Source organism: Stenotrophomonas sp. ASS1, assembly GCF_004346925.1.
GTDB lineage: Bacteria > Pseudomonadota > Gammaproteobacteria > Xanthomonadales > Xanthomonadaceae > Stenotrophomonas > Stenotrophomonas maltophilia_A.
In genome coordinates this window covers 4,176,588-4,201,770 of sequence record NZ_CP031167.1, presented here as the reverse complement: position 1 = coordinate 4,201,770, position 25,183 = coordinate 4,176,588, and the positions used below count along the sequence as shown (strand labels likewise).

Below are 25,183 nucleotides of genomic sequence, written 5' to 3'. Positions count from 1 at the left end.
GTTTCATGTGCCAACCAAGGTCGGCACCCACCGATAAGGTGGCCGATCAGCTGGCCAGCGCCAAATCGTCCATCATCGCGCGCAGGAAGCGGGCGGCTTCGCCACCGGTAGCCGCGCGGTGGTCGAAGGTGACCGACAGCGGGATCACCTTGTGCGCTTCCACGCCGCCCATCACCGGGGTCATCTGGTGGCGGGCACGGCCGGCACCGACGATGGCCACGCACGGCGGCACCACGACCGGGGTCGCGTAGCGGCCGGCGAACATGCCGAAGTTGGACAGCGAGATGGTGTAGCCGCTCAGTTCCGAGGCGGCGATCGAACGCGATTCGACCTGCTCGCGCAGGCGGTTGACGCCTTCACGGATGCCGCGTGCGTCGAGCATGTCGGCGTTGCGCAGCGCCGGCACGAACAGGCCGTCGTCAGTGTCCACGGCGATGCCGATGTCCACCTGCGCGTGCAGGGTGCGGGTCAGCGCTTCACCGTCGAACCAGGCGTTCATCGCCGGCACCTTCTGTGCGGCGACCACGATCGAACGCACCAGGCGCGCGGTGACGTCGTTGCCCGGCAGCCAGGCGTGGATGTCGGCGTCGTCGTTCAGCGTGGTCGGCACGACCTTGCTGTGCGCATCGGCCATCACGCGCGCCATGTTGCGGCGAACGCCCTTCAGCGGTTCCGGCTGACCCTTGGCGACCACGCCCGGCGGCTGGGTGCGCATCGGCTTGCCGGCGGCGGACAGCGGGGTGCGGGCTTCGCTCTGCACCGGGGCAGACACCTGCGCCGGGGCCGGCGCGGCATAGGCGGCAGCAGCGGCCGGGGCCGGAGCGGCGCCGATCTTGGCGGTGCCGTTGGCGGCGGCCTGCTTGACGTCGGCCATGGTCACCGCGCCATCGGTGCCGGTAGCGGCCACGCGGCTCAGATCGACGCCCAGCTTGCGCGCCATCGCACGCACGGCCGGCACGGCCTTGACGCCACCGACGGCGAGCGCCTGCTCGGCGTGCACGGCGTTGGAACTCTGCATGGCGCCGACCACGGTACCGGCGTCATCACGCTCGGCGGCGGCGGGCTTGGCGGCTTCGGCGGCCACCGGTGCGGCAGCGGCCGGCAGCGGCGGCGGGGTCGGTGCCGCGGCAGGTGCGGCATGGCCGTGGCTGTGGCCGGTGTCCTGGCCATCGGCGCGCTGCGGCAGGTTCGGGTCCAGCTCGAAGCTGGCCAGCACCGAACCGGTCGGGATGATATCGCCGGCGGCGCCGGACAGCTTCAGCACCTTGCCGGAGAACGGCGACGGCACCTCGACGACGGCCTTGGCGGTCTCCATCGAGACCAGCGGCTCGTCCAGCTTGATCACATCGCCTTCCTTGACGAACCACTCGACGATGGTCGCGTCCGGCAGGCCTTCGCCCAGATCGGGCAGGTTGAAGTTCTTGGTCTGGCTCATTTGCAGTTCTCTTCCAGCAGTTCCAGTTCGCGGGCCGGCAGCCAACCCGTCGCGCCATTGGCGCGCTCGGACCACCACCACCCGCCGTGTTCGTGATGAAGCTTCACCATCTCGCCGCTTTCCACATCCAGCTCGCGGGCGTCGTAGTCGCACAGCGCTTCGGCGCGACCCTCGTCCAGCAGCTGCAACCAGGCGATGGGCGCCCATCCAGCGCGCCCATCGTTGGTGCGTACCCAGGCAAACGCCGGCCATTCCTCGTCACGGACACCTACTTCGACGATCTGGCCGGTGTGGAACCGGAGCGGGTTGGGATACTGGCTGCGGTAAGCCCCCAGAAGGCGGGCCCGCATGTCAGCCGGCCGCCACCGCGCGCTTGGCCGCAGCCACGATCCGCTCAACGCTCGGCAGGTACTTCATTTCCAGGCGGAACAGCGGAATGTGGGTGTCGTAGCCAGTAACGCGCTCGACCGGGGCCAGCAGGTCGTAGATCGATTCCTCGGCCAGGCGCGCAGCGATTTCGGCGCCGAAGCCCGCGGTCTTCGGGGCCTCCTGCACGATCACGCAGCGGCCGGTCTTGGCCACCGATTCGGCGATGGTGGCGAAGTCCAGCGGACGCAGCGTGGCCACGTCGATGACTTCGGCACTGATGCCTTCACCGGCCAGCTTGTCGGCCGCTTCCAGCGCTTCCTTCACCTGCGCGCCCCAGGTCACCAGGGTCACGTCGGTGCCGTCGCGCAGCACGAAGCAGACGTCCAGCGGCAAGGCTTCGCCGTCGTTGACGACCACTTCCTTGTACTGGCGGTAGATGCGCTTGGGCTCCATGTAGATCACCGGATCCGGCTCGCGGATCGCGGCCAGCAGCAGGCCGTAGGCGCGCTGCGGCGACGACGGCAGCACCACGCGCAGGCCCGGCACGTTGGTGAAGATCGCCTCGTTGGCTTCGCTGTGGTGTTCCGGTGCGCGGATGCCACCACCCCACGGCACGCGCAGCACCATCGGGCAGTGCAGGCGGCCACGCGTGCGGTAACGCAGGCGTGCGGCGTGGCAGACGATATGGTCGACCATCGGGTACATGAAGCCGTCGAACTGGGCTTCGGCCACCGGCTTCATGCCCTGTGCGGCCAGGCCGATGGTCAGGCCGGCGATGGTGGTCTCGTCCAGCGGGGTGTCGAGGATGCGGTCCGAGCCGAAGCGCTGCTGCAGACCGGCGGTGGCGCGGAACACGCCGCCGTTGACGCCCACGTCTTCGCCCAGCACCAGCACCGACGGGTCATGTTCCAGCTCCCAGGCCAGCGCCTGGGTGATGGCTTCGATGAGGGTGATCGGGGTGGTGGTCATGCTGTCATCTCCGCGCGCGACAGCAGCGCTGTCGGCGGCGTTGGTGTGCGCGCCGGGCGCGTTGTTCTTGATCTCATCCATGGCGCTTCTCCAGGGCGATCGCCTGGGCACGCTGGGCCAGCAGGTCCGGCGGCGGATCGGCGTAGAGGAAATCGAACATCGCCTCGACCGGCTGCACCGGCGTGTTGAGGTACAGGTTCACTTCCTCGTCCACGCGCGTGCCGCACTCGGCGACCCAGGCGGTTTCCTCTTCTTCGCTCCACACACCGGCGTTGATCAGGTACTTGCGCAGGCGCAGCATCGGCTCGCGCTGCCAGGCATCCTTCACTTCGGCGTCGTCGCGGTAGCGGCGCGCGTCATCGGCGGTGGTGTGGTCGGACAGGCGGTAGGTCATCAGTTCCAGCACGGTGCCACCGTCGCCGGCCAGCGCACGTTCGCGCGCCTGCTCCATGGCCGCCAGCACTGCGATCAGATCGTTGCCGTCCACCTGCAGGCAGTGCAGGCCGCCGGCCAGGCCCTTCTGCGCCAGCGTCTCGGCGCCGGTCTGGGCCGAACGCGGGACCGAGATGGCCCAGCCGTTGTTGACGATGCACAGGATCAGCGGCAGCTTGTAGGCGCCGGCCGAATTCAGTGCCGCGTAGAAGTCGGTCTTGGAGCTGCCGCCGTCGCCACACACGGCCACCGCGATCTGCGGTTCCTTGTTGAGCTTGAACTTCAGCGCGGCGCCTGCGGCATGCAGGCACTGGGTGGAAATCGGCACGCAGAACGGGAAGTCCTTGGCCGCGTTGCCGCCGTAGTCGTTGCCGCGTTCGTCGCCGCCCCAGTACATCAGCACGTCGTGCGGGCGCACGCCGCGCATGAACATCGCGCCATACTCGCGGTAGGACGGTGCGAACACGTCGTCCTTCTGCATGGCGGCACCGATGCCCACGTGCGCGGCTTCATGGCCCAGGCAGGCGGCATAGGTGCCGAGCTTGCCGGTGCGCTGCAGCGCGATGGATTTGCTGTCGAACGTGCGTACGAACAGCATCTGCTTGAACAGCGGTACCAGGACCTTGGGGTCGCGCAGCGACGCGGGCAGGTCATCGCGGACGAGCGTGCCGTCCGTATCCAGGTACTGCAGGTATTCGATCTTGAATTCAGCGGCAACCGTCATTGCGTACTGCACCTTCGACAGAGAAGTTACAAATGATATGAATCGCCATGTTAAGGAACGCGTACGGAATAGCCTTCCTGCGCCGCAACACGGCGATTCCCCGTTTTACCCCTGCCGGCGGGTGGGGGGCCAATAACAACAACGTATTCAGTCGTTGCTGCAAAGCATCAGAATACGCCTCTGGCTGACCGCCAGTACAACGGCGCGGACGGTTCCACGCGCAGCCCCGGCATCAGCCGATGCTCCACGACCAACCGCACGCCCCGGTATGGACCCGGCGGCTGCCAGCGCGGCGGCAACGCGCTACCCTTGCCGCCCCCGATCTGGTCCCGCCCATGTCCGTCGACAACAACCAACGCGATCTCGAAGCCGGCATCCACACCGACCTGCAGGGACGCCTGACCTATGGCGGCTACCTGCGGCTGGACCAGCTGCTCAGCGCGCAGCAGCCGCTGTCCAACCCGCCGCACCACGACGAGATGCTCTTCATCATCCAGCACCAGACCTCGGAGCTGTGGCTGAAGCTGCTGGGCCATGAGCTGCGTGCCGCAATCGGCTTCCTGCAGCGCGATGAAGTCTGGCAGTGCCGCAAGGTGCTGGCGCGCAGCAAGCAGGTGCTGCGCCAGCTGACCGAGCAGTGGTCGGTGCTGGAAACGCTGACCCCGTCCGAGTACATGGGCTTCCGCGACGTGCTGGGCCCGTCGTCGGGCTTCCAGTCGCTGCAGTACCGCTACATCGAGTTCCTGCTGGGCAACAAGAACGCGCAGATGCTGCAGGTGTTCGAGCACGACCCGGCCGGCCAGGCGCAGCTGCGCACCGTGCTGGAGGCGCCCAGCCTGTACGAGGAATTCCTGAAATACCTGGCCCGCTTCGGCCACGCCGTCCCGGCGGTGTACGAGGCCCACGACTGGACCCAGCCGCATGTGGCCGATGACGCACTGCAGCCGGTCTTCGAACGCATCTACCAGGACACCGATCGCTACTGGCGCGAGTATTCGCTGTGCGAGGACCTGGTGGACCTGGAGACCGCGTTCCAGCTGTGGCGATTCCGACACATGCGCACCGTGATGCGGGTGATCGGCTTCAAGCGCGGCACGGGCGGCTCGTCCGGCGTGGGCTTCCTGGCCAAGGCGCTGGAACTGACCTTCTTCCCCGAACTGTTCCAAGTGCGGACCAGCCTGCAGGCCGGGCCCCCGGCAGAACAGGGTTGATCCGTATTCAGCTTGGATCCCGGCCGGCGGCTGGATCGTTTCAGATGCAAGTTCAGGGAGCAGGCTGGCACCTGCCTCAAACGGCGTGTATTTGACGTGAACGCCAGAAGTCGGTGATCCTCGCGCGTTGCTCCAACTGCACATCGGACGTGCTCGTCATCCACCGAACCAGGAAATCCGCATGAGCGTAAACGCCACTGCGAACACCCCAGAGCCGGCGCTGCCGGACTTCAAGACCACGCTGGGCCACCCGCGCCCGTTGTGGATGCTGTTCATGACCGAGTTCTGGGAGCGCTTTGCGTTCTATGGCATCCGCTGGGCCTTGGTGCTGTACATCGTCGCCCAGTTCTACAACGGCAGCGCTGCCGGTGAAGGCGACGCCAGCCGCATCTACGGCGCCTACTTGGCTCTGGTGTATGCCGCAGCGATCTTCGGTGGCTACGTGGCCGACCGGGTACTGGGTTACCAGCGATCGATCCTGACCGGCGCGATCATCATGGCCGCCGGCCTGTTCATGATCTCGCTGCCGCAGGAGCACATCTTCAAGCTCGGCCTGGCCACGATCATCGTCGGCAACGGCCTGTTCAAGCCCAACATCTCGACCATGGTCGGCAAGCTGTACGGCCTGAAGGATGAGCGCCGCGACTCGGGCTTCACCATCTTCTACATGGGCATCAACATCGGCGCGATGATCGCCCCGGTGCTGACCGAGTACCTGGCCCGCAAGGTCTTCGGTACCGACGCGATGCCCTCCTACAAGGTCGTGTTCATCGCCTCGGGCGTGGGCATGCTGATCTCGCTGGTGTGGTTCTACATCGGTCGTGCCGGCCTGAAGGGCATCGGTGCACCGCCGGCCGGCGCTGAAGGCTTCGGCCGCATCATCATGGTGCTGGCCGGTGCCGTGGTCGCCATCCCGGTCGCGTACTTCCTGCTGGCCACCGGCGCCACCGCGCTGGCCTGGATCCTGGGTGCGATGTTCACCGCGCTGGCCGTCCTGCTGCTGGTCGAGGGCATCCGCGAAGGCAAGGTGCAGCGCGACCGCGTGATCGCCATGCTGATCATCTTCGCCTTCAACGTGATGTTCTGGATGTTCTTCGAACAGGCCGGCAGCTCGTTCACCTTCCTGGCCGAGAACATCGTCAACCGCCAGTTCGGTGACTGGACCTTCCCGACCGCGTGGTTCCAGTCGGTCAACTCGGTGGCGATCATCACCCTGGCCCCGGTGATTGCCTGGATCTGGGTGGCCATGGGCCGCGCCAATCCGTCCATCCCGCGCAAGTTCGGCCTGGGCCTGCTGTTCAACGGCGCCGCCTTCGCGCTGCTGATGTTCGCCCTGTCGCAGATGGTCGTGGACGGCAAGATCCCGTTCTGGACCCTGTTCATGGTCTACGTCATCCAGTCGGTGGGTGAGCTGTGCCTGTCGCCGATCGGCCTGTCGATGGTGACCAAGCTGGCCCCGGTGCGCCTGGTCGGCTTCGGCATGGGCGGCTGGTTCCTGTCCACCGGCATCGGCAACAACCTGTCGGGCATCTTCGCTGGCGTGGTCAGTGGTGAAGGCGGCATGACGGTCGAGTCGGCCCTGAAGGGGTATACCTTCGGGTTCTGGGCCCTGATCGGCTCCGGCGTGGTGCTGTTCCTGATCGCCCCGCTGATCAACAAGCTGATGCACGGCGTCAAATGATGATGAGAGGGTAGAAGGCATGCGTAGCAAGCTCGGTACTGCGGTAGTGGTGGTCTGTGCGGCGCTGATCGGCGCCTGTTCCCAACCGCAACCGCCTGCCACCGCCGAGCCCACGCAGCCCCTGGATACCCGACCCACCGAGCCACCGGTCGCTGACCCCAGCGAACCGGTGGCCTCGGGCAACACCCCGGTGGCGGCAGACATCGCCGCCATCGCCGGCCTCGGCGCTCAGTTCGACCCGGCCCGCAACCCCGCCGATGATCTGGCCACCGCCAAGGTGGAAGCCCAGCGGGGCAAGAAGCGCATCCTGCTGGAGGTCGGCAACGCCGCCTGTGAGCGCTGCCGGGCGCTGGACGAGGTGGTGGAAGGCAACGGCGACCTGCGCCGCTTCCGCGATGCCCACTACGTGTGGGTGAAGGTCAACGCCAGCGACGAACAGCCCAACACCGCTTTCTTCGCCCAGTTCCCGATGATGGAACGCGACTACCCGTACCTGCTGGTACTCGATGCCGATGGCGGACTGCTGGTGTCGCAGCCCACCGTCGAACTGCGCAGGGGCGAAGCCTTCCAGCCGGCACGGGTGAGCGCGTTCCTGAAACAATGGGCACCTGACAAACCGGAATAGGGGTAGTGCCGGCCGCTGGCCGGCAGGGGGGGGGGGGTGGGTGCCGACCGCTGACCGCCAACCCCGGTGGATGCCGACCGCTGACGGCCATCTCCGGTGGGTGCCGACCGTTGGTCGGCACAGAAGTGCATCCACGCATGGCGTGGATCTACTGTGGTTGCGGTCACATTCCCGGAATCGGCATCTCAATATCGCAACGCGCTCGCCGTTACCGGCAAGGACCTCAGTCGACATCCCGTCGATGCAACCTTCCGGAACGCCCATGCACAGCGACCACGCCGAACGACTGCCCGAACCTGCCAGCGACCTGGCCGAGGCTGGGGCAGGCGAGGGCGTGACCCTACCGCCGCAGGAGGCGTTGCTGGATGACGCCGGTACCGGCGAGGACACCGCTGAACTGGCACCGCCGCGTCACCGCCTGCCGCAGATCGCGCTGCCCGACAACGTGGTGCTGAAGGGGGCGGTGCAGAAACTGGTCGAGCAGAAGTCACGGCTCGATGCATTGGCCGCCGACGGCCAGCTGGCCGGGCTGCTGCCGCCGGAATGGCAGGGCCATGGCGTGCGGGCCATCGAACTGTCCACGTTCATCCAGGGCGTACTGCCGTTCCTGCAGCCGGGCGAACGCGGCGAAACCGCGCCCGCACGCCTGCCGGTGCGCCATGTGCTGGGGGACGACAGCCGCTGGGGCCTGGAGGACGTCTCTGAACCAAAGTCGCTGGCCTGGTACCTGGCCAGCGACGAGCGCGCCAGCGCCGGCAGCAAGGACGTGGCGGAGGCCTATCTGGTGGGTGCACTCGGTCTGGCGTGGATGCAGGAAGGGCGCAGCCGTCCTGGCTTCCTGCGCGCGATGGGCCAGGACAGCCTGGCCGCGCGGGTGACCATGCTCGGCTATCCACCGGCCAACGAACTGGCGCTGTACAGCGTCACCGCGCACGGCCAGCCGCAGATCTGGTGCGTGCATGGCCGTCGCCGCATGCGCCCACTGGTGGCGCCGTGGCTGAGCGTGCCGCTGCTGACCGCCTACGGCGTGCCGGCGCCGGTTGCGTGGCCGTCCAGTTTCCCGCCGGTGGAGGCGGTGGCCGAACTGCTGGCGACTGCACGGCAGGGGCGTGCGGTGCCGGAGGTGGACCAGGCCAAGGCGGTGGCGAAGATCGCCGAGGACGCTGCCTCGGAAGCCTGGCAACCGGTCAGCCTGCTGCAGCTCAATACCTGGTCACCGCGTTGGCATTTCTTCCTGGGCACCTTCGTCGGCCTGCCGTCGCTGCTGTTGGTGGCTGCCGCGCTGGCGCTGCCGGGCGCGGTCGAAGCGGCCACGGTTGCCGCCTCGCTCGGCTTCGCCGCGGGGGCCATCGCGGCGCTGGCGGTGCCGTGGATCCATGCGCGGCGCAAGCATCTGAGCTGAAGCATGAGCGCCATCCACGCGCGGCGTGGATCTACAGGGGGCCGGGTGCCGCGGTCTGCAGCTTTTGCCGGGCCCGCTCCATGGCGGTCTGCAGTCTTTGCTTGAGGACCTCACGAGAGGGCAGCGTGGTCAGGTATTCCGCAACATGGATGCCTGAGCGATCCAGCTCCAGCAATTCGATCTGACCCGCCTTTTTCCCCGTGCAGAGGATGATGCCCAACGGCGCCTGCTCGCCGTCCTCACGTTCGTAGCGGTCCAGCCAGCGCAGGTAGAGTTCCATCTGCCCTTTATAGGCGGGCTTGAACTCGCCGATCTTCAGCTCGATGGCGATCAGCCTGCGCAGACGCCGGTTGTAGAACAGCAGGTCCAGGTGGAAGTCATCGCCGTCGATCTGGATGCGCTTCTGGCGGGCGACGAAACTGAAGCCCGTGCCAAGTTCGAGCAGGAAGCTCTGCATCTCGCGAAGGATCGCGCTTTCAAGGTCCTGCTCGTCCCAGCTGTCCTTCAGGCCAAGAAAGTCCAGTACGTAGGGATCACGCAGTACCAGCCCTGGAGACAGCTGCTGGTTGCCACGCAGTGCCGCCAACTCATCGGCGATGGTCTGCTCGGGTTGACTGGAAAGCGCCGTGCGCTCGTACAACATCGAATCGATGCGCTGGCGCAGCATGCGCACACTCCAGCCCTCGGTGGCGGCCATCTGCGCATAGAAGTCACGCTTGAGCGGATCCGCCAGGGGGATCAGTGCGATGAAGTGGGTCCAGCTCAATTGTCGTATCAGCGATACGACAATCTGCTCGTCCGCAAATGCGGTGGAGAACTGCACCATCCGGCGCAGGCTCTTTTCACCGAAGGAGGTACCGAATTCGGTCGTCAGCGCCTTGGCTATCCGGGTGAAGACAAGCTCTCCGTAGAGGGCCCGTCGGCCCCTCAACTGATCAGCGTGGATGCGCCGCCCGATCCGCCAGTACAACAGCGTGAGCTCGCTGTTGATGGTTCTGTGCATCCTGTTGCGCGCCGCGCAGATCAGCTCTCTGAGATCGGCCAGCAATTCCTGGCCATGCGGCAGCGTTGAATGCGAGTCATCCATGAGGGGGCCCGTCCGATGTGGATCCGTGGCCGGGCTGATGCCCGTTGAACGTTTACCGTCAGGCCGCACACGTGAGCAGTCCAATAGGAGAATTCACTGGATCAGCCCGTTTCGATACACCAGCCTGGCGGAAACGGACCGTATCGGGCCAATGCGGAAATGCTGCTGGGCGAGGGCGACACTTCAGGACGGGATCTGCGGAAGGTGAATGCGTCCGATGGCATCGTTCGCGGTCGGTCCGCAGTCCGCCAAGAAGCGGGTCCCGTCAGATCAAAGGGGGCGGACGACAATCGCCCAGCCACTGTTCCGCTACCGGCCGGGGTCGGCACCCGCGACTTGGGGCCCAAAACGACTTAATCCCCTCCGTCCCCTTTTTCTTTCAGACGCCTTCGCCCATCCGCTCCAGGCCTTCGCCGGCCAGGCGCAGGATCAGCTTCTCCAGCACCTGCTCTTCCTCTTCGCTCAGCACCGACATCAGCTTGCGGGTGATTTCGATCACCATCGGCGCGATGGTCTCGTAGACCTCGAAGCCGGCCGCCGACAGCGCCAGCACCGAGCGGCGGCGGTCGTCGCCGTGGGTCTCGCGCTTGATGAAGCCGCGCTCCAGCAGGCGGGCCACGGCACGGCTGACCGCCACCTTGTCCATCGCCGTGCGGTCGGAGACCTCGCTGGCCGAGGAGCCCGGGTACAGCGCCAGGATGGTGATCACCCGCCACTCGGGGATCGCCAGACCGTAACGATCGCCGTATAACTTGGCGATGTTGCCGCTGACCCGGTTGGACAGCACGCTCAGCCGGTACGGCAGGAACTGTTCCAGGTCGAGCAGGACGTGCGAGGAACGCAGGCGGGTCGAAACGGGATCGGCGGGGCTCATGTTGCGGTGCACCTTGCTGGTGGTTTCAAGTGTAACTATAAGGGGTAGGTCCAGACCCTGCATTCTCGCCGGGTCCCTACCTGCCCGCACCTGGTTTGTACCGATGCGGTACCGATTCGGAGCCACGCCATGAATACCGCAGTCCCGACCGCCTCGCACCCCAACCCCGGCATGCAGGTCACCACCTTCGAGAACCCGATGGGCATCGACGGCTTCGAGTTCGTCGAATTCGCCGCCCCGGCCGGCCGTGGCCAGGAGCTGCACGAGTACTTCCGGAAGATGGGCTTCAGCGCGGTGCTCAAGCACAAACAGCGTCCGATTACCGTCTATCGCCAGGGCGACGTCAACTTCCTGGTCAATGAAGACCCGGATTCGTTCGCCTCGGACTTCGCCGAAAAGCACGGCCCGTGCGCCTGCGGCTTCGCCATCCGCTTCAAGAAGCCGGGCCAGGAGGTCTACCAGACCGCGCTGGGCAACGGCGCCGAAGCCATCGCCTTCAAGCCGGACAGCAAGGCGGTCAGCGCGCCGGTCATCAAGGGCATCGGCGACTGCATGCTGTACCTGGTCGACCGCTACGGCAGCGCCGGCAGCATCTATGACGGCGACTACGAGCCGATCGCCGGTGCCGACCTGCACCCGGTGGGCTTTGGCCTGACCTTCATCGACCACCTGACCCACAACCTGTACTTCGGCAACATGCAGCAGTGGTCGGACTACTACGAACGCCTGTTCAACTTCCGCGAGATCCGCTACTTCGACATCAAGGGCCTGAAGACCGGCCTGGTGTCCAAGGCGATGACCGCGCCGGACGGCATCGTGCGCATCCCGCTGAACGAGTCGTCCGACCCGAAGAGCCAGATCAACGAGTACCTGGACGCGTACAAGGGCGAGGGCATCCAGCACATCGCCTGCTTCACCGAGAACATCTACGAGACCGTCGAAGCGATGCGCGCGCAGGGCGTGGACTTCCTCGACACGCCGGAGACCTACTTCGACGTGATCGACCAGCGCGTGCCGAACCACGGTGAAGACGTGGCGCGCCTGGCCAAGAACAAGATCCTGATCGATGCCGATCCGGAAACCCACCAGCGCAAGCTGCTGCAGATCTTCACCCAGAACTGCATCGGCCCGATCTTCTTCGAGATCATCCAGCGCAAGGGCAACGAAGGCTTCGGCGAAGGCAACTTCACCGCGCTGTTCGAGAGCATCGAGCGCGACCAGATCCGCCGCGGCGTGCTGTAAGGTCTGCAGGCAATGTCGGCCTCCCGCCGACATTGCCTGTCCAAATGGTAGTGCCGGCCGCTGGCCGGCAATCTCTGGAGTTTCCATGTCCACCGCCATCTCCGCCCGCGGCTACCAGTCCGGTTTCGGCAACGAGTTCGCCACCGAGGCCGTCGCCGGCGCGCTGCCGGTCGGGCAGAACTCGCCACAGAAGGTGGCCCACGGCCTGTACGCCGAACAGTTGACCGGCACCGCCTTCACCGCGCCGCGTGGCAGCAACCGCCGCAGCTGGCTGTACCGGATCCGCCCGGCGGTGACCCATGGCGAGTTCACCCCGTTCGCGCAGTCGCGGTTGCAGTGTGATTTCGGCGCACAGCCGGCCTCGCCGAACCAGCTGCGCTGGAGCCCGCTGCCGCTGCCGGAATTGCCGACCGACTTTGTCGAAGGCCTGTACACGATGGGTGGCAACGGTTCGCCCGACGCGCATGCCGGCGTGGGCATCCACCTCTATGCCGCCAACCGCGACATGGTCGGCCGCTACTTCTACGATGCCGATGGCGAGCTGCTGATCGTGCCGCAGCTGGGCGGCCTGCGCCTGCTGACCGAGCTGGGCGTGATCGAGATCGAGCCCCAGCAGATCGCGGTGATCCCGCGCGGCGTGCGCTTCCGCGTCGAACTGCCCGATGGCCCGAGCCGCGGCTATATCTGCGAAAACTACGGTGCGCTGCTGAAACTGCCGGACCTCGGTCCGATCGGGTCCAATGGCCTGGCCAACCCGCGCGACTTCGAAACTCCGCACGCGGCGTTCGAGGATATCGATGGTGATTTCGAGCTGATCGCCAAGTTCGAGGGCCGCCTGTGGCGCGCGCCGATCGACCATTCGCCGCTGGACGTGGTGGCTTGGCATGGCAATTACGCGCCGTACCGCTACGACCTGCGCCGCTTCAACACCATCGGTTCGATCAGCTACGACCACCCGGATCCGTCAATCTTCCTGGTGCTGCATTCGCCCAGCGACACGCCCGGCACCAGCAACATGGACTTCGCGATCTTCCCGCCACGCTGGCTGGTGGCGCAGAACACGTTCCGTCCGCCGTGGTTCCACCGCAACATCGCCAGCGAATTCATGGGCCTGGTGCATGGCGCCTACGACGCCAAGGCCGAAGGCTTCGTGCCGGGCGGCGCGTCGCTGCACAACTGCATGAGCGGTCACGGTCCGGATGCGCCGACCTTCGACAAGGCCTCCAATGCGGACCTGTCCAAGGCCGATGTGATCAAGGACACGATGGCTTTCATGTTCGAGACCCGCGCGGTGATCCGCCCGACCGCACAGGCGCTGGCCGCCGGCCATCGCCAGGGCGATTACCAGCAGTGCTGGAACGGCCTGCGCAACAACTTCCGGTCGTCCCGCTAGCTTGGTGGGTGCCGACCTTGGTCGGCACGGATCCTGATCGCATCCACGCCATGCGTGGATGTTCTCCGCCGGAACCTGCGCTTACGCCACCTCCGCGAACGCGTCGCAATGCTCCAGCGGCAGCGCTTCCAACAGGCGCTGGCGTACGCGCTGGCAATAGCCGTCCGAGGTCAGCCCGGGCAGCATCTGCATCGCCGACTGCAGCCGCTGCAGCACCTCGTCTTCCGCACGCGCCTGCTGCAGGTCGCGGAACAGTGCTGCCGCCTGCGGGTGGCGCTGCATCTCCAGGATGCCCAGCACATAGATGCGCGCGGCCACCAGCGAGCGGCGGCGTTCGACCGCGGGTGCAGCAAGTGCTGCAGGTGCGGCTGCCGGCGGTGTGGGCACCGGCGCTACCGCGGTTGCGGGCGACGGTGCTGGGACGCCAGTGCTCAGGTACCCCGCCTGTACCAGCTGGATGACCATCGCCGGTGCTTCCTGGCCGAGCAGACCGGTCAGGTCGGCGACGGTACGCTGGCCGTCGCACAGGATCAGCAGCCGGCGCTGGCGCATGTCCAGCGGCGCGCGGTGGGCCTGCAGCGCGGTTCGGGCGAGATCGGTCTTGCGCGGTTGCATGGAAGGGACGGCCAGATCGGTGCTCGCCGAGCCTGAACGAAGGCGATGAAACCGCGATGACAATGCAGCGCCTGCACACAGGATGGGCTAGCGTGCAGCCACCTTCGTGCCAGGGAACCGCACCGATGAAGCACCTTCCGCTTGCTGGTCTGTTGCTCCTTTCGCTCACCGCCTGCGGCGGCCAGGACAAACAGGGGGCGGCCGGCAGCGGCAGCGATACCCCGGCCGAAACCGCCTCGGCGACGGGGCCCGCGCAGTCGACGGATCCTGATCTGGCAGCCCGTCCAACCAATGACCGCCGCGAGGACAGTCCCGCGCACCTGGAGGGCTTCGCCGGCGCGAAGCTGGGCGCCGGCATCGCTGAGGTCCGCAGTGGCTTCGGCGCGCCGTTGCAGGGGCTGGGCACCGATGCCAGTGGCAAACCGCTGCCGGCCGACGACAGCAACGATGGCTGCTATTTCCTGCGACCGCAGAATGCCGAAGACCCGCGCCTGATGATCGAGGGCCGCAAGCTGGTGCGCTACGACGTGCGCAGCGCCGACATCATCGCACCGGGCGGCGGCAAGGTCGGCATGACCCTGGGCGAGTTGCAGGTGCTGTACCCCGAGCGCGGTGACGTCGGCCCCGACAAGTACGACGAGAAGGCCCAGCACCTGCGCGTGCGTCCGGCGCAGGAGGGTGGGGCGGTGATCGACTTCGCGCTCGGTGCGGACGGTCGGGTCGGCGCGTGGCGGGTCGGGCAGACCCCGCAGGTCGATTATGTGGAAGGCTGTGGCTGATCCTTGATCTACGGCCCAGCCATGCGCGCGGGGCCAGCGTAGAATCGCGCCACGACCGCTGGGGGAGTGCTCGATGATCGCCATTGCCATTGCCTGGTTCCTGCTCGGCCTGCTGCTGCTGGCGCTGGGCGGGGACTCCATCGTCAAGGCCGTGTCCGGCCTGGCCCAGCGCTTCGGGGCCAGTCCGTTCACGGCTGGCCTGTTGCTGCTCGGCGTGACCACTTCGCTGCCGGAACTGGCGGTCAACGCGCGCGCGCTGGCGGTCGGTCAGCCGGAGCTGGCGCTGGGCAACGCGGTGGGCAGCAGCATCGTCAACCTGGGCCTGACCCTGGCCGTGGCGGCCATGGCTGCGCCACTGCTGCTGCGCGCGCGCCTGCAGACGGTGCTGTGGTGGTCGCTGCTGGCGGCCGGCGTGCTGCTGATCCTGTTCGGTCTTGATGGTGGCCTGGCACGCTGGGAGGGCGGCGTGCTGCTGGCCGGCTTCATCGTGGTGCAGGTGCTGCTGCTGCGCCGTGGTCGCGTCGAGAGCGCGGAGGTGCAGGCGGCCATCGCCGAGTCCGCACTGAGCCGCACCAGCCTGCCGTTGAATGTACTGCGGGTGCTGATCGCCGCGCTGGCCCTGTACTGGGGCGCACGCCTGGTGGTGGGGGCCGCAGCGGACTTCGGTACTGCACTGGGTTGGACGCCGCTACTGGTCGGTCTGCTGCCGGTCGCGATCGGTACCGCGCTGCCGGAGGTGGCAACCGCGATTGCTGCCGCACGCCGTGGTCATGGCGACATGGTGCTGGGCCACGTGCTGGGTTCCAGCGTGGTCAACCTGTTGCTGGTGATTGGTGCGATGGCGGTACTGCAGCCGCTGGCGCTGCCGGCCTCGTTCGTGCGCCTGGAATTGCCGGCGCTGCTGGCCTTCGCACTGGTGCTGTACCCCATGCTGCGCGGCGACCTGAAGATCAGCCGCGGCGAAGGCGCGATCCTGCTGGTCGCGTTCGCGGGCTGGTTCGTGCTGGAGCTGCTGCTGGTGGGCGCACCGGCGTTGTAGATCCACGCTCTGCGTGGATGCGGTTGGTTCCGTGCCGACCAACGGTCGGCACCTACCGGTCACCTCGCCGATGATGGGGTAGCTGCCAACCTCGGTTGGCACTCGGGGAAACAAAGCGCCGACCAAGGTCGGCCGCTACCGGGCATTGCGGTCGGTAGATCCACGCCATGCGTGGATGCGGTTGGTTCCGTGCTGACCAACGGTCGGCACCCACCGGTCCACCCACCGATGATGCGGTAGCTGCCAACCTTGGTTGGCACTCAGGGAAACAGAGCGCCGACCAAGGTCGGCCTCTACCGGGCATTGTGGTCGGTAGATCCACGCCACGCGTGGATGCGGTTGGTTCCGTGCCGACCAAGGTCGGCACCTACCGGTCACCTCGCCGATGATGGGGTAGCTGCCAACCTCGGTTGGCACTCGGGGAAACAGAGCGCCGACCAAGGTCGGCCTCTACCGGGCATTGCGGTCGGTAGATCCACGCCATGCGTGAATGCGGTTGGTTCCGTGCCGACCAACGGTCGGCACCCACCGGTCCACCCACCGATGATGCGGTAGCTGCCAACCTTGGTTGGCACTCAGGGAAACAAAGCGCCGACCAAGGTCGGCCTCTACCGGGCATTGTGGTCGGTAGATCCACGCCACGCGTGGATGCGGTTGGTTCCGTGCCGACCAACGGTCGGCACCCACCACCAATCACCCGGTAGCTGCCAACCTTGGTTGGCACTCGCAGCAACAAAGCGCCGACCAAGGTCGGCCTCTACCGGATTTACCGGTTCTGCGTGGTTTCTTCTTCCCGCACGGGTTCCGGCGGCGGCAGCTGCTCTTCAGCAGCCGGCTCGTTGCCCGGCAGGCTGGGGCGGGTTTCCATCAGCAGCGACAGCGCGGCCTTGGCCATCATGTGGGCGCTGATCGGTGCGGTGATGAACAGGAACACGGTAATCAGCAGCTCGCGCGGCTGCGGGTCCTGGCCGAGGAAGATGTGGTAGCAGACCGAGCACACCAGCACGCAGCCCACGCCCAGCGTGCTGGCCTTGGTCGGCGCGTGCAGGCGCTTGAAGAAGGTCGACAGCTTCACCAGGCCCAGTGCGCCGACCAGGATGAAGAAGCAGCCGAACAGCAGCAGGATCGACAGGCCGATCTGGATTGCGGTGATCATTCGACGATGTCCCGGCGCAGCACGAACTTGCTCAGCACCACGGTGCTGCCGAAGCCGAGCATGGCGATGATCAGCGCCGCCTCGAAGTAGATCGGCGAATTGAGGTACATGCCGAACAGCATCAGCTCGGCGATCGCGGTCACCGACAGGGTGTCCAGCGCAAGGATGCGGTCGGGCACGGTCGGCCCGCGCAGCAGGCGCCAGGTGGCCAGCAGCATGGCCAGGCCGACCACGTGCATGCACACCACCAGGGTGGTCTGGATGACTTCAAAACCGGTCATGGGAAGATCTCCATCAACGGCGCCTCGTAACGGCGCTTGATCGTATCGATCAGGTCCTGTGGGTCCTCCAGGTGCAGCACGTGCACCAGCAGGAACTTGCGGTCGTCACTGAGCGCGGCCGAGACCGTGCCCGGGGTCAGCGTGATCATGCTGGTCAGCGCGGCGATGCCGTGGATGTTGGCGATGTCCAGCGGCAGCCAGATGAAACCCGGGTGGATGTTCTTTTCCGGGCCCAGCACCTGCAGGGCGACACGGATGTTGGACATCAGGATGTCCCACAGGGTCACGCACACCAGCCTGGGCAGTGGCCGCAGGGTGCCGATACGGGCGAACTCGCGGTCCAGGCGCGCGGCGAACAGCGGCACCACCACGCCCAGCAGCAGCCCCAGCACGATCTGGCCGAGGGTGAAGCTGTCGGACATCAGCAGCCAGAACGCCACCACCATGATGCTGAGCATCGGCGAGGGAATCAGGCGACGGAACAGGGAGCGCTGGGCGGTCATGGCTGGCGGATCTCCGGCGTGGTCGCACGCAGTTGCTGCACGTACTCGCTGGGTTGCAGCAGCTGTGCGGCGGTGGCGTCGGTGTAGCGCATCAACGGTGCCGCAGCCAGGGTCATGCCGATGCCGTAGGCCAGCAGCAGGCAGGCGGCGTAGAGTTCTACCCGGCGCAGGGGAGCCTTGCGCGGCTTCGGTGCCTCCGGATCGACCGGCGGCACGCGCCAGAACAGGCGGATGCCGCCGCGGGTCAGGCCCATGATCACCAGCAGGCTGCTGACCAGCACGGCGGTCCAGACCGGGCCGATGTACTGCGCCGGCATGCCGGCCAGCAGTGCGGCCTTGGCCAGGAAGCCGGACAGAGGCGGCAGGCCGGCCACCGACACTGCCCCGATCAGGAACAGCACCGCCGGCGTTTCCTTGCCCGGCATCGGCGCCACCACCTCCTTGCGGTCGCTGGCGCCACCACGGCGGCGGCGGATCAGGTCGGCAACCAGGAACAGCGCAGCGGCCACGAAGCTGCTGTGCGGCAGGTAGTACAGGCCGGCCGACAGCACCTGCGGCGTGCCCACCGAGAAGGCGATGAACAGCGTGGCTGCCGACACGATGACCAGGTAGGAAATCAGTACGCGCAGGCGGGTCGCGGCCAGGGCGCCGAGCCCGCCCAGCACCAGCGTCGCCACGCCGGCCCACAGCAGCCAGTCGCGGCCATAGCCGGCCATCGCGCCGGCATCGTCGCCGAACCACAGCATCTGGATGCGCAGCACCGAATACAGGCCGACCTTGGTCATGATCGCGAACAGCGCCGCCACTGCGGCCGGCGCGCGCGAATAGGCTTCCGGCAGCCACAGGTACAGCGGCATCAGCGCGGCCTTGGCGCAGAACACCAGCAGCAACAGGCCCATCGTGGCCTTCACCAGGGTCAGCTGCGTCGGCGGCACCGCAGCAATGCGCTGCGACAGCTCGGCCATGTTCAGTGAACCCAGCGTGGCGTACAGCAGGCCCAGCGCGATCAGGAACAGGGTCGAGGCGGTGACGTTGAACACCACGTAGTGCAGGCCGATGCGCATGCGCAGGCCGCGGCCACCGCTGAGCAACAGGCCATAGGAGGCGATCAGCATCACCTCGAAGAACACGAACAGGTTGAAGATGTCGCCGGTCAGGAACGCACCGTTGAGGCCGACCAGCTGGAACTGGAACAGCGCGTGGAAGTGCGGTGCGCGGCGATCCCAACCCGAGCAGGCATGCAGCAGGCAGGGAATGGCCAGCAGCAGGGTGGTCAGCAGCATCCATGCCGACAGCCGGTCGGCCACCAGCGCGATGCCCAGCCGCGACGGCCAGTCGCCGAGCAGGTAGACGTTGATCTCACCACTGGCGGTGGCGGCAAACAGCAGGCCCACCGCCAGCGCCAGCGCCGACAGCGAGGTCCACGCGACCGCGCGCTGCACCCTGGGGCCGTAGCGGCGGTGTTCGACGAACAGCGACAGCGCGGCGCCGAGCAGCGGAAACAGGATCGGCAGGATCACCAGATGGTTCATGCGCGGTCCTCGCCCTGGCGCGGCGAGGCGCGCTCATCCTGCAGGTCGTCGTCGGGCTCGTGGGCGTCCACATGGTCGCTGTGGTTGTCGCTGCGGCTGCGCATGGCCAGCACGATGCTCACTGCGGTCATCGCGAAGGCGATCACGATCGCGGTCAGCACCAGCGCCTGTGGCAGCGGATCGGTGTAGTTGCCGAGGTGACTGTCCACGCCTTCCTGCAGCACCGGTGCCTTGCCCAGCACCACGCGGCCACCGGCGAAGATCAGCAGGTTGGTGGCGTAGGACAGGAAGGTCATGCCGAGGATCACATCGAAGCTGCGCGCACGCAGCAGCAGGTAGATGCCGATGGCGGTCAGTACGCCGATCGCGGTAGCCATGGCCAGTTCCATCAGTGCATCTCCCCGGTGCGTGCCGAACGGCGTTGCAGGTCGATCTCACCCTTGCGGGCAGTGCGGGTACGCGACGGCTTGATCGTGCCCATCATCGACAGCATCAGCATGGCGCCACCGAACACCACCAGATAGACGCCGATGTCGAAGCCGATCGCGCTGGCCAGCGGCACGTCGCCGATCAGCGGCAGGTGCAGGTCGAGGTGGCCGCTGGTCAGGAACGGCACGCCGAACAGCATCGACGCGCTGCCGCTGAGCAGGGCGATCAACAGGCCCATGCCGATGCAGCGGATGTAGTCGAAGCCGAAGCGCGACTCCACCGACGCGGTGCCCTGGATCACGTACTGGATCAGCAGCGGCACCGCCAGCACCAGGCCGGCGATGAAGCCACCGCCCGGCGCGTTGTGGCCGCGCAGGAACAGGAAGATCGATACGGTAAGCGTCAGCGGGAACATGATCTGCGCCAGGTCGGCCGGCACCGGCAGCTTGATCGGCGGGCCGGGCATGATCTGCTCCGGCGCCATCCGCGTGCGACGCAGCAGCGCATGCACCACCAGTGCGGCGATGCCGAACACGGTGATCTCGCCGAAGGTATCGAAGCCGCGGAAGTCGACCAGGATCACGTTGACCACATTCTGGCCGTAGGCCTCGGGCAGGGCACGGGCGAGCAGCTCGCCGGCCATGGTGTTCGGCGGCAGCGTCATCGCCGAATAGGCCAGCGCACCCAGGCCGGCGCCGGCGATGATCGCGATCACCGCATCGCGGCGCTTGCGCCAGCGCGGCCGCTCCGGCCCGGACTGCGCGGGCAGGTAGTTCATGCCGAGCAGCATCAGCACCAGGGTCACCATCTCCACCAGCAGCTGGGTCAGGGCGAGGTCGGGCGCGGACAGGAACACGAAGGTCAGCGCCACCATCAGGCCGACGCCGCCGACCAGCAGCACCGCCAGCAGGCGCTGCTTGTAGACGCGCAGGGTGGCGACCGCACAGGCCATCATCACCAGCCACAGCGCCCAGCCCAGCAGCGGGATCGGCTGCGGTGCGGTCCAGTTCGGCGAGGCCGGATTGGCCACGAACGGCGCGGCGGCGACCACGATCGCCACCAGCACCAGGCCCAGCAGCATGCGCTGCAGGCTGCCGTTGGCGATGCCGTTGGTCAGGCGCATGGCCAGCGCGGAAAGCGCATCCAGCTGCGCATGGAACACGTTGCGGCCGGTGGTGCGGGTTTCCACCCCGTGCAGGTTGATCAGCTTGCGCAGGCCGAAGTACAGCACCACGCCACCGACCACGCCGATCGCGCTCATTGCCAGCGGCAGGTTGAAACCGTGCCATACCGCCAGGCTGTACTCGGGCATGGCATTGCCGAGGATCGAGGCCGCGGCGGCATGCAGCACCGGCGCCACGGTCAGTGCCGGGGCGATGCCCACCGCCACGCAGATCACCACCAGCAGTTCCACCGGCACCTTCATCCAGCGCGGCGGCTCATGCGGCACGCGGTCCAGATCGTGCGGGCCGGGGCCGAAGAAGGTGTCGTGCACGAAGCGCAGGCTGTAGGCCACGCCGAACACACCGGCCAGCAGCGCCGCGATCGACACCGCCGTGCGCATGGCGCCTGGGCCGCCGCCAGCGGTCAGCGCTTCGGCGAACAGCATTTCCTTGGACAGGAAGCCGTTGAGCAGCGGGATGCCGGCCATCGCCAGCGAGGCGATGATCGCCAGCGCGCTGGTGAACGGCATCAGCCTGCGCAGGCCGCCCAGCTTGCGCATGTCACGGGTGCCGGTTTCGTGGTCGATGATGCCGGCGGCCATGAACAGCGAGGCCTTGAAGGTGGCGTGGTTGAGGATGTGGAACACGCCGGCCACCACTGCCATCGGCGTGGACAGGCCGAACAGCAGGGTGATCAGGCCCAGATGGGAAATGGTCGAGTACGCCAGCAGGCCTTTCAGGTCGTGCTGGAAGATCGCGTTCCAGGCGCCGATCAGCAGGGTCAGCGCGCCGATGCCGCTGACCGTGTAGAAGAACAGGTCGCTGCCGGCCAGTGCCGGGTGCAGCCGCGCCAGCAGGAACACACCGGCCTTCACCATGGTGGCCGAGTGCAGGTAGGCCGAGACCGGGGTCGGCGCCGCCATCGCGTGCGGCAGCCAGAAGTGGAACGGGAACTGCGCGCTCTTGGTGAAGATGCCGGCCAGCACCAGGAACAGTGCGTACGGGTACAGCGCGCTGGCGCGGATCTGCTCGCCGGCGGCCAGCACCACGTCCAGGTCGAAGCTGCCGACGATGCGGCCGATCAGCAGCACGCCACCAAGCAGCGCCAGCCCGCCGCCACCGGTGATCACCAGCGCCATGCGCGCGCCTTCGCGGGCGTCCTGGCGGTGCGACCAGAAGCCGATCAGCAGGAACGAGCTGATGCTGGTCATTTCCCAGAAGATCATCAGCAACAGCAGGTTGCCCGACAGCACCATGCCCAGCATGGCGCCCATGAACAGCAGCAGGTAGCAGTAGAAGCGGTGGGCGTTGTCCTGCTGGCTCAGGTAGTAGCGCGCATACAGCACCACCAGCGCGCCGATGCCGAGCACCAGCCCGGCGAACATCCAGGCCAGCCCGTCCAGGCGCAGGGTGAAGTCCAGGCCGATCTGCGGCAGCCAGGGGACCATCGTCCGCACCACCTGGCCGTCGAGCACCGACGGGGTCAGCCAGCCGAGGATGGCCAGCCCGCCCAACGGCGCCAGCGCCGCCAGCCAGGCAGCAGTCGAGCGCGAACTACGGGGGAAGGCCGCAACAGCCGCTGCCATCAGGAACGGCAGGGCCAGCAGCAGGGGCAGGCTGGGGAGCATGCAGGGAATCCATGATTCACGAGCAGGTCAGGGAGGATAACAGGCTGCGAAATGTCGCCGAAACCCATCGAACAGCGATCAATTGCATGTAACGTCCGCTGATTCATTTTTTCTGCAGCGCAGCATCACGTTGCTGCGGTCCCTCCCCGGTTGCTCTCGGGGGACACCCTACGCCGACGCAGGGAGACCGCAGGCCCTGTCGCACAGGGGCTGCCGTCGACGGGCGGGCGATGGGGAACGGATCACCGGTGCAGGCTGGCAGGGCCGTCGTGGAGTGCGGGTGACGGAATCTGCCCGTTCAGGAAACGAGGGGCACCGTCGGCCACGGGCAGGTCAGTAGCGCCAGTCGAGCTTGCGGTAGAACTTGGCCATCACCCAGGCCGGGCCGATCAGCAGGTAGGTCAGGTCGGTCAGGAAGCTGGGCTTGCGGCCCTCGAACTTGTGACCGATGAACTGGGCGATCCAGGCCACAACGAACACGCCCACCGCCAGCCAGAACAGGTTGTGCAGGCCGATCTCGGCCTCCAGCAGCCTGCACAGGCAGCCGAACACGAAGAACTGGATGAGCATGCCGATGCCCAGCGGGCGCGACAGCTTGTTGTAGAAGCACCAGGCGCTGAACATCGCGAACGCCGACCAGATGCCGTACTGGAACCAGGTGATCAGCGGCGGCAGGCACCACAGCAGGGCCACCACCGACCACAGGATTGCCGGCACCGCCACCACGTGGATGCGCTGGTTGATCACATTGCGGTGGTCGTCGGAGTAGCTGGCGAAATAGCGGTCGATCGGCCGCGCAAGCTCGGTGGATGTCTGCATGCTGCGATGCTTCCTCGGACAACGGTAGTGCCGGCCGCTGGCCGGCAATCCAGAGCATAGCCGAGTTCGCGAGGTTGCCGGCCAGCGGCCGGCAGTACCCCAGGCAACCGGCAGTAGAGCCAGGCCATGCCTGGCTGCAGGTTCGCGAGGTTGCCGGCCAGCGGCCGGCACTACCCCCAGGCAACCGGCAGTAGAGCCAGGCCATGCCTGGCTGCAGGTTCGCGAGGTTGCCGGCCAGCGGCCGGCACTACCCCAGGCAACCGGCAGTAGAGCCAGGCCATGCCTGGCTGCAGGTTCGCGAGGTTGCCGGCCAGCGGCCGGCAGTACCGCATTCAGAACGCCCCCAGCCAGACCGGCGGGGGGGCGCAGGGCATCAGTCGACGCTGATCCCGGCCAGGCGCTGCAGCGCCTCGGCGTACTTGGCGCGGGTGCGCTCGATGATCTCGGCCGGGATGGTCGGGCCCGGGGCGGTCTTGCCCCAGTCCAGCGTCTCCAGGTAATCGCGCACGAACTGCTTGTCGTAGCTCGGCGGGCTGGTGCCCACTTCGTACTCGTCGGCCGGCCAGTAACGCGAGGAATCCGGCGTCAGCATCTCGTCCATGATGTACAGGCGGCCATCGGCGTCGGTACCGAACTCGAACTTGGTATCGGCCAGGATGATGCCGCGCTCGCGGGCATATTCGGCGGCGAACTTGTAGATGCGCAGGGTGGCATCGCGCACGCGCTCGGCCATCTCGGCACCGACCTGCTTCACCATCGCATCGAAATCGATGTTCTCGTCATGGTCGCCCACGGCGGCCTTGGTCGAGGGGGTGAAGATCGGCTCGGGCAGCTGCTCGGCCTGGCGCAGGCCGTCGGGCAGGTCGATGCCGCTGACCTTGCCGGTGCGCTGGTAGTCCTTCCAGCCGCTGCCGATCAGGTAGCCGCGGGCGATCGCTTCCACCGGCACCGGCTTCAGCTTGCGGGTGACCACCGCGCGCTTGGCGTACAGGGCCGGGTCCACGCCTTCGGGCAGCACGCTGGCCACGTCGATGCCGGTCAGGTGGTTGGGCATCAGGTGCGCGGTCTTGGCGAACCAGAAGTTGGAGACCTGGCAGAGCATCTCGCCCTTGCCCGGGATCGGGTCGGGCAGGACCACGTCGAACGCCGATAGGCGATCGGTGGCCACCATCAGCAGGTAGTCGCCCGGCGGGGTCCCTGCTGGCAGCCGCTCGCGCGGGATATCGAACACATCACGCACCTTGCCGCGATGGCGCAAGGGCAGGCCGGGGAGATCGGATTGCAACAGCGTGGTTGGCACGGGCACTCCTGGGGCGTTGTCGATACGGCTGCCCAGCGGACCCGGCGGGCCCGCTGACCAGCGGGCGGCCTAGTGTAAAGCCGTCCGGGCCCGCTGTGACGTAAAATGAGCGTCCATTTCGTCGGTCGACCCCGGAGCGCCATGCGCTGGTACGGAAAACTGCTCGGATTCATCGCCGGCGCCCTGCTGTTCCGGCCCAATCCGCTGTTCGGCGCGGTGGTCGGCCTGTTGATCGGCCACGCCTTCGACTCGGACTGGTTCCGCCTGAACAAGGAGAACCCGTACCGGGAGCTGGGGCTGACCTCCGAGGCCACCGATGCCGAGGTCGAGCGCGCCTACCGCAGGCTGATCTCGCAGTACCACCCCGACAAGCTCGGCGGCGCCGCCCCCGAGCTGCAGCAGCAGGCCGAGCAGAAGTCGCGGCGGATCAATGCCGCCTACGACCGCATCAAGACCCTGCGCAAGCGCTGACCCACTTTCCCCTCGTTGCAAGGC

Annotated in this window: 24 protein-coding genes; 9 read left to right on the top strand and 15 right to left on the bottom strand. The window is 67.0% G+C overall.

The window, feature by feature from the left end; translation table 11 throughout:
• Window positions 1–46: 46 nt before the first annotated feature.
• From MG068_RS19440 to pdhA, 4 genes are read right to left on the bottom strand one after another with little or no spacing between them, the layout of a single operon-like run.
• Window positions 47–1,435 carry a dihydrolipoamide acetyltransferase family protein gene (locus MG068_RS19440; protein ID WP_132810925.1) on the bottom strand — a complete coding sequence of 463 codons (1,389 nt, stop codon included), beginning with the start codon at window positions 1,433–1,435 and terminating at the stop codon, window positions 47–49.
• Window positions 1,432–1,785 carry an SH3 domain-containing protein gene (locus MG068_RS19435; RefSeq protein WP_005411349.1) on the bottom strand — a complete coding sequence of 118 codons (354 nt, stop codon included), beginning with the start codon at window positions 1,783–1,785 and terminating at the stop codon, window positions 1,432–1,434. The genes MG068_RS19440 and MG068_RS19435 overlap by 4 nt, the downstream gene beginning before the upstream one ends.
• 1 nt (window position 1,786) lies before the next feature.
• Window positions 1,787–2,854 carry an alpha-ketoacid dehydrogenase subunit beta gene (locus MG068_RS19430; protein WP_049468055.1) on the bottom strand — a complete coding sequence of 356 codons (1,068 nt, stop codon included), beginning with the start codon at window positions 2,852–2,854 and terminating at the stop codon, window positions 1,787–1,789.
• Window positions 2,847–3,929: a pyruvate dehydrogenase (acetyl-transferring) E1 component subunit alpha gene (gene pdhA, locus MG068_RS19425; protein ID WP_049401686.1), complete on the bottom strand. Its 1,083-nt coding sequence runs from the start codon at window positions 3,927–3,929 to the stop codon at window positions 2,847–2,849. Before pdhA ends, MG068_RS19430 begins: the two co-directional genes overlap by 8 nt.
• 335 nt (window positions 3,930–4,264) lie before the next feature.
• On the opposite strand from pdhA, the gene MG068_RS19420 reads away from it, so the two are divergent.
• The 4 genes from MG068_RS19420 (at window position 4,265) to MG068_RS19405 (ending at window position 8,848) form a co-directional block, all read left to right on the top strand.
• The gene (locus MG068_RS19420) at window positions 4,265–5,140 is read left to right on the top strand and encodes a tryptophan 2,3-dioxygenase (RefSeq protein ID WP_071227676.1); all 876 of its coding nucleotides are present in this window, start codon (window positions 4,265–4,267) and stop codon (window positions 5,138–5,140) included.
• A 181-nt stretch (window positions 5,141–5,321) separates the two neighbouring features.
• Window positions 5,322–6,821 (top strand): peptide MFS transporter, encoded by a 1,500-nt coding sequence (locus MG068_RS19415; RefSeq protein WP_005411345.1) that lies wholly within the window; start codon window positions 5,322–5,324, stop codon window positions 6,819–6,821.
• Window positions 6,822–6,840: 19 nt separating this feature from the next.
• Window positions 6,841–7,446 carry a thioredoxin family protein gene (locus tag MG068_RS19410; RefSeq protein ID WP_132810924.1) on the top strand — a complete coding sequence of 202 codons (606 nt, stop codon included), beginning with the start codon at window positions 6,841–6,843 and terminating at the stop codon, window positions 7,444–7,446.
• 262 nt (window positions 7,447–7,708) lie between these two features.
• Window positions 7,709–8,848 (top strand): hypothetical protein, encoded by a 1,140-nt coding sequence (locus MG068_RS19405; protein WP_132810923.1) that lies wholly within the window; start codon window positions 7,709–7,711, stop codon window positions 8,846–8,848.
• Between the two features lie 31 nt (window positions 8,849–8,879).
• Here the strand turns inward: MG068_RS19405 and MG068_RS19400 are convergent, their stop codons facing one another.
• Both MG068_RS19400 and MG068_RS19395 read right to left on the bottom strand, forming a co-directional pair.
• Window positions 8,880–9,935 (bottom strand): PDDEXK nuclease domain-containing protein, encoded by a 1,056-nt coding sequence (locus tag MG068_RS19400; RefSeq protein ID WP_132810922.1) that lies wholly within the window; start codon window positions 9,933–9,935, stop codon window positions 8,880–8,882.
• Window positions 9,936–10,314: 379 nt separating this feature from the next.
• Complete coding sequence (locus MG068_RS19395; protein WP_005411341.1) at window positions 10,315–10,872, bottom strand: MarR family winged helix-turn-helix transcriptional regulator; 558 nt, start codon at window positions 10,870–10,872, stop codon at window positions 10,315–10,317.
• 66 nt (window positions 10,873–10,938) lie between these two features.
• Between MG068_RS19395 and hppD the strand changes: the two genes are divergently transcribed.
• Window positions 10,939–12,051, top strand: a complete 1,113-nt coding sequence (gene hppD, locus MG068_RS19390; RefSeq protein ID WP_206138668.1) for a 4-hydroxyphenylpyruvate dioxygenase — start codon at window positions 10,939–10,941, stop codon at window positions 12,049–12,051.
• Between the two features lie 85 nt (window positions 12,052–12,136).
• On the top strand, window positions 12,137–13,444 hold the full coding sequence (hmgA, locus tag MG068_RS19385) for a homogentisate 1,2-dioxygenase (RefSeq protein ID WP_132810921.1): 1,308 nt from the start codon (window positions 12,137–12,139) through the stop codon (window positions 13,442–13,444).
• 81 nt (window positions 13,445–13,525) lie between these two features.
• On the opposite strand, the gene MG068_RS19380 is transcribed toward hmgA, so the two are convergent.
• Complete coding sequence (locus MG068_RS19380; protein WP_132810920.1) at window positions 13,526–14,059, bottom strand: hypothetical protein; 534 nt, start codon at window positions 14,057–14,059, stop codon at window positions 13,526–13,528.
• Window positions 14,060–14,184: 125 nt separating this feature from the next.
• Here MG068_RS19380 and MG068_RS19375 point away from each other — a divergent pair, with 125 nt between their 5' ends.
• The gene (locus tag MG068_RS19375; protein ID WP_132810919.1) at window positions 14,185–14,838 is read left to right on the top strand and encodes a hypothetical protein; all 654 of its coding nucleotides are present in this window, start codon (window positions 14,185–14,187) and stop codon (window positions 14,836–14,838) included.
• A 73-nt stretch (window positions 14,839–14,911) separates the two neighbouring features.
• Window positions 14,912–15,877, top strand: coding sequence for a sodium:calcium antiporter (locus MG068_RS19370; RefSeq protein WP_132810918.1), 966 nt, complete (start codon window positions 14,912–14,914; stop codon window positions 15,875–15,877).
• A 766-nt stretch (window positions 15,878–16,643) separates the two neighbouring features.
• Here MG068_RS19370 and MG068_RS19365 read toward each other — a convergent pair.
• The 8 genes from MG068_RS19365 to MG068_RS19330 form a co-directional block, all read right to left on the bottom strand.
• Window positions 16,644–17,033: a Na+/H+ antiporter subunit G gene (locus MG068_RS19365; protein ID WP_049401677.1), complete on the bottom strand. Its 390-nt coding sequence runs from the start codon at window positions 17,031–17,033 to the stop codon at window positions 16,644–16,646.
• Window positions 17,030–17,314, bottom strand: a complete 285-nt coding sequence (locus MG068_RS19360) for a K+/H+ antiporter subunit F (protein WP_005411334.1) — start codon at window positions 17,312–17,314, stop codon at window positions 17,030–17,032. Before MG068_RS19360 ends, MG068_RS19365 begins: the two co-directional genes overlap by 4 nt.
• The gene (locus MG068_RS19355; RefSeq protein WP_005411333.1) at window positions 17,311–17,817 is read right to left on the bottom strand and encodes a Na+/H+ antiporter subunit E; all 507 of its coding nucleotides are present in this window, start codon (window positions 17,815–17,817) and stop codon (window positions 17,311–17,313) included. The genes MG068_RS19360 and MG068_RS19355 overlap by 4 nt, the downstream gene beginning before the upstream one ends.
• Window positions 17,814–19,349, bottom strand: coding sequence for a monovalent cation/H+ antiporter subunit D (locus MG068_RS19350; protein ID WP_132810917.1), 1,536 nt, complete (start codon window positions 19,347–19,349; stop codon window positions 17,814–17,816). The genes MG068_RS19355 and MG068_RS19350 overlap by 4 nt, the downstream gene beginning before the upstream one ends.
• Entirely contained in the window at window positions 19,346–19,738 is a 393-nt protein-coding gene (locus tag MG068_RS19345) for a Na+/H+ antiporter subunit C (protein WP_132810916.1), read from the bottom strand. Before MG068_RS19345 ends, MG068_RS19350 begins: the two co-directional genes overlap by 4 nt.
• Window positions 19,738–22,569, bottom strand: coding sequence for a monovalent cation/H+ antiporter subunit A (locus MG068_RS19340; protein WP_132810915.1), 2,832 nt, complete (start codon window positions 22,567–22,569; stop codon window positions 19,738–19,740). The genes MG068_RS19345 and MG068_RS19340 overlap by 1 nt, the downstream gene beginning before the upstream one ends.
• A 333-nt stretch (window positions 22,570–22,902) precedes the next feature.
• The gene (locus MG068_RS19335) at window positions 22,903–23,388 is read right to left on the bottom strand and encodes an Mpo1 family 2-hydroxy fatty acid dioxygenase (protein WP_005411329.1); all 486 of its coding nucleotides are present in this window, start codon (window positions 23,386–23,388) and stop codon (window positions 22,903–22,905) included.
• Window positions 23,389–23,761: 373 nt separating this feature from the next.
• Complete coding sequence (locus tag MG068_RS19330; protein WP_032127159.1) at window positions 23,762–24,688, bottom strand: phosphoribosylaminoimidazolesuccinocarboxamide synthase; 927 nt, start codon at window positions 24,686–24,688, stop codon at window positions 23,762–23,764.
• A 141-nt stretch (window positions 24,689–24,829) separates the two neighbouring features.
• Here MG068_RS19330 and MG068_RS19325 point away from each other — a divergent pair, with 141 nt between their 5' ends.
• A complete protein-coding gene (locus tag MG068_RS19325; protein WP_014038745.1) occupies window positions 24,830–25,159 on the top strand; it encodes a J domain-containing protein in 330 nt (109 codons plus the stop codon).
• Window positions 25,160–25,183: the final 24 nt, after the last annotated feature.